Genomic DNA, 4559 nt, shown 5'->3' with positions numbered 1-4559 from the left:
ATGCGGACTTTCTTTTAGACTATAATATAAAACCAAGAGATATTTTAGATTTAATTACAAAACCGGATTTATCAAAATTTGTAAAAGATAACGGAATAAAACAAAGAGGAGATGATATTTTAAATATCCTTGAACACTACAAAGATGTAGAAAACTTATATCTCGAAAATTATGAGAATGTTGGTTACCGCAATTTGAACTTATTAAAGGAGAATGGGATTTTTGGAAAAGAAAGTGAGTTAGGTTTGAAATTTGAAGAACTTACTAAAATAATTTTCAAGTCTTTAGGTTTCAATGTAGATGATAAGTTCAAAAACCAAATAAACACCCAAAAGGATATGATAGATATTCTTTTAAATTTGGGAAATAACGAAATTATCATCGTTGAGTGCAAAACGATAAAAGAAAAGGGTTACAATAAATTTAGTACCGTTTCGAGACAATTGAAATCATATCAAAACTTGGCTTTGAAAAACAATTTACGGATTGTAAAAATCCTGCTTGTTGCACCAGAATTTAGCGATGATTTTGTCTATGATTGCGAAATGGACACAGAAATGAACTTATCGCTTTTGACAGCTTCTACCCTTTCCAAAATTTTCGAGGCATTCAAGCTATCTAAATATCAAGAATTTCCACATGTTCTATTCAGAGATATTGTTATAAACGAAGAAAGAATTATAAAAGCATTAACGAAATAAAGCCAGTTGCTAGGACCGTACATAAGCTATGGCGTGGTCAGTCCTCATTTGGAGAGGTCCGCAAGAATAGTGGATGTCGGTGGCGGGACGGGCAAATATGCGGAATGGCTATCGAACAAGGGGCATACGGTCTTTTTGGTCGACCCGGTTCCCAAACACATCGAACGGGCAAAACGAAGGGCCAACACCCTGAAAAATAAGTTCCATGTTCGGTTGGGGGAGGCCGGGGATTTAAATTTCCCGGATAACTCTGCCGACTTAGTGATTTTACACGGACCGTTGTACCATCTACAGAAAAAATCGGACAGGGAAAAAGCGATCAAGGAGGCCAAGAGGGTTGCCAAATCAGGAGGGATCGTTCTGGGATTTTCCATCAACTATACCGCGTCGACCTTGGCAGGTCTGATGCAGGGACTGATTCACCGCAAGAAATATTTTGAAATGTGCGTGGAAGAACTGACCACCGGAATCCACAATCCACCTGATGAATTTCCTTGGCTTCTTGCAGAAGCATATTACCACAGGCCGGAAGAATTAAAGGAAGAGTTCGAGGGTCAGGATTTAGTTTTCCTGAACATCCATGCCATTGAGGGTATGGCCTGGTTGGACAAGGATTATTTTTCCAGCATGTCCAATGCAACGAGCAAAAAAACCCTCATGGATTTGATAGAAATTACGGAAAACGACGTAAATCTTTTGTTCTTTAGCCCTCACATGATGATTGCAACAAAAAAACAGTGAGAGGCTCGGCAATTCAGCACAAGTGGCCAAGTCCAGCCTAGGTCGCTAGTATATATGGTTGAACCGGAATGGATATTTTCGCTGTTTCTACCGGAATATCCATATTGCATTGGATATTTATTTTTATCTTCATTGATAAGTGTTTAAAGTTCAAATAAACGATTAATTGGGCACCGAACTTAATTTTTCTGTTACCTGGAACGAATCAAGTAATTCCTTCCAAGGAGCTATAATCCTATAAATAAAGAGTTTATGCTGATTAGGACGTTTTTTATGATTTCAGTAGTATCACTTTTTTCTTGCAAGCAGGATAAAATGGGTATCGGATATGAGGTTCATGGAACGGTGCGGGCAGTCCCTGATAGCACTATGGTCTACATGAGGAACGATGGGCTGAACGATTCCACAATGGTCCTAGGGGAAACGTTCTTATTCAAGGGAAAAGTAAAAGAACCGACATGGACCTTAATGTTCCTAGAAAATTTTGATGAGCCGATACCTTTGTGGTTGGAGAACGTCCAAATTAGAATAGAGGCCTTACCCAATCGTCTCACTGAAGTGAAAGTTAGCGGCGGCGAGATCCAGTCCATGGCAAATATGTTGGCCGAAAGGAGTGATGCTATCAGAACGGCAATGGACAGTCTAGGCAATATAATGGCCCTGCCGGAACTGACAGACCTGCGGAAGGATTCGGTGCAAGCGTCGTACAGGAAACTGCAACAGGATGAGATAGCCCTAGAAAAGGACTTTATCAGGGAAAACCCTAATTCCCCCGTTAGCGCTTTCATCCTGAACAGGAATAGAACACGATGGGAAAAAACATCGGTGGCGAATCTTTTCTCCCAACTAAAAGACAGTGCTAAGAAAACGGTCTATGGTAAACTTCTCGACCGATATATTAAATTGAACAAAAATCCGGAAGTGGGCGACGGGTACGTCGATTTCGTACAAGAAAAACCGGATGGCGAATCGACCAGGCTTTCCGATTTAATGGGGAAATATACTTTGGTAGAGTTCTGGGCATCTTGGTGCGTTCCCTGCAGAAAGTCCAATCCTGAACTTTCCAAGCTTTATTCGAGATATAGGAAAAAAGGTCTAAGGATAGTAGGTGTCTCGCTCGATGAGGACCGGGAAAGTTGGCTCGATGCCATCGAAGAGGACGCATTGGAGTGGGACAATGTTACGGACCTAAAATTCAATGAAAACGAGGCTGCCCTCATATACGGCGTTGTCGGTATACCCGATAATTTTCTCATCGATGATAAGGGTATTATCGTCGCAAGAAATTTGAGGGAGAAAGCTCTCACCAAGAAACTTAAAGAAGTTTTCGGGGAAAATCCAACTTTTAAGCAAAAAACTGACTAAAGTTCAAATAAACGATTATTTCATAATCAGAAAGGAACTAAGTCAACATAGTGCTTTCCAAGACTATTAAAGTTAATCGCATAATACTATTTTGACATAAGGAGTTATCAGCCATTTATTTCAGCCCTAGAAGGTTACAGAGAGAAATAATTTCCAAAACTTAAAAGAGATGAAAAAACTTTTCCTGATATTCATTCTTTCTGTAGTTTGTTCCTGTGGCGGGGCAAAATACAGCTACACTTTTGACACAGGAAAACAGTTGGACTTCAGCGAGGGGAAATGGATCCTTAACAGCACCAAGTCCAATTCAACAGTATTCGACACAGAACTATATCAGGCTTCGCTAAAGGGTTTCAAAAAAATTCTGGGAGACTCCCTTTTGGAAATGGACGATTTAAGGAGCAGTAAACTGGTAGCACCAAAAATAAGTTTCAATCTATCGAATTCGGACCTGAAACAATTAAGGAACGATACGGACTGCGACTTCATAATCAACGTCGGAGGAAACGTCATCAGCGACGGTGCGGGAACATTATCGTTTCCGGACCAAGACAATTTTTCAAGCAACAGGGCGGCCGTATCAATAGCGATCTATGACCTGAATGTCGGAACATTGATATCCTCATCCCAGGTCTATGGAAAAACATCCACCCAAGCCGCAAGTTTTAACGAAGACGATAAATTGCCTACGATAAACCCCAGTTCACACATGATTATGCTCGCGGGAGGAAAAAAACTAATCCGTAAATACGAAAAAAATAGACTGGACAAATGAACATTGGTCGAAGGATACCGCGTTTTTCGGGGTAGTGTAATCCCGTAGTAAAGTTCGCATAAACGATTATTAAGATGAATAAGTTACTCATGATACTGTCCATAATAACGGTCTTGTCCTGTACCGATATGAGTACCGAAAAAACTGATGTCGAACAGAATGCCAACAATTCTGATGTTGTTTCTTCCGATTCCTTAAGAGCACTGGCCGTCGAAAAAAGGCAGGATTCCTCTTCTTGGGATACGGATATGTTCAAAGCAGATCTGTCATTTACAAATAACAAATCAACCGGCCCTTTTACGTTTGGAGTTTTTCCCGTACCCCGTTATGACATAGTAGGGAAAGGAACGTTCGCCGGTCTTGGTAATTTCGGCTATAACGGATCTGGAACTTACTTCAAAACTATAAATGACAAAACAATATTGTACAACAGCTTCTTCGTTAAGAAGAACAGGCTGAACGAGAATCGATTGCAAAAAAGAAATGACGAAATATTTTTCCAAATACTCGTTTTGACCGACACCATCGATTCGGTTAATTTCTCCCATGTGGGCAGCGAGATAATTTCCCGCAACCATCCCGATTATGTAGGGCAGGGATTCTATAAGACCAAAAACAACAAAATTGATTACGTCGCTTTTACGACCCTGGAACACGAATCCTACGCCATTGTCAACACCAGACTTTTTAACCTCAGTTTTGGAAAAACAATTTTGATAGCGCCACAAAAGGACGGTAGCCTAAGACCCATGCAAATTGAATCACCACAACTTTCAAGTGAGGAAATCAATCAGTTCACCGACAAACTACTTAAGGAAGAGAGAGTAATGAAGTTTTTCACAAAACCAGATAATATCTAAAAGTAAAAATAAAGTATAAAATAAATCAACATGAATTATATTATTAAATTCTGTTTTCGATATATTTTGCTTTACGCGACTCTATTGCCCTTGCTATTTTCATCCTGCGAGCAAAAA

At 39.9% G+C, this 4559-nt stretch carries 4 protein-coding genes and 1 pseudogene; all 5 read left to right on the top strand.

Annotation, left to right across the window (positions count from 1 at the left end):
• Positions 1-701, top strand: a pseudogene (locus ACEW8S_RS05765) (hypothetical protein); the annotation flags it as partial.
• Between the two features lie 6 nt (positions 702-707).
• Positions 708-1442, top strand: coding sequence for a class I SAM-dependent methyltransferase (locus ACEW8S_RS05760; RefSeq protein WP_373517228.1), 735 nt, complete (start codon positions 708-710; stop codon positions 1440-1442).
• 273 nt (positions 1443-1715) lie between these two features.
• Positions 1716-2807, top strand: coding sequence for a redoxin domain-containing protein (locus tag ACEW8S_RS05755; protein ID WP_373517227.1), 1092 nt, complete (start codon positions 1716-1718; stop codon positions 2805-2807).
• Positions 2808-2976: 169 nt separating this feature from the next.
• Positions 2977-3582, top strand: coding sequence for a hypothetical protein (locus ACEW8S_RS05750; protein ID WP_373517226.1), 606 nt, complete (start codon positions 2977-2979; stop codon positions 3580-3582).
• A 74-nt stretch (positions 3583-3656) separates the two neighbouring features.
• On the top strand, positions 3657-4442 hold the full coding sequence (locus ACEW8S_RS05745; RefSeq protein ID WP_373517225.1) for a hypothetical protein: 786 nt from the start codon (positions 3657-3659) through the stop codon (positions 4440-4442).
• The last annotated feature ends 117 nt before the right edge of the window (positions 4443-4559 follow it).

It is taken from the genome of Pricia sp. (assembly GCF_041745955.1).
GTDB lineage: Bacteria > Bacteroidota > Bacteroidia > Flavobacteriales > Flavobacteriaceae > Pricia.
This window is presented reverse-complemented; position numbering and strand designations above follow the sequence as displayed.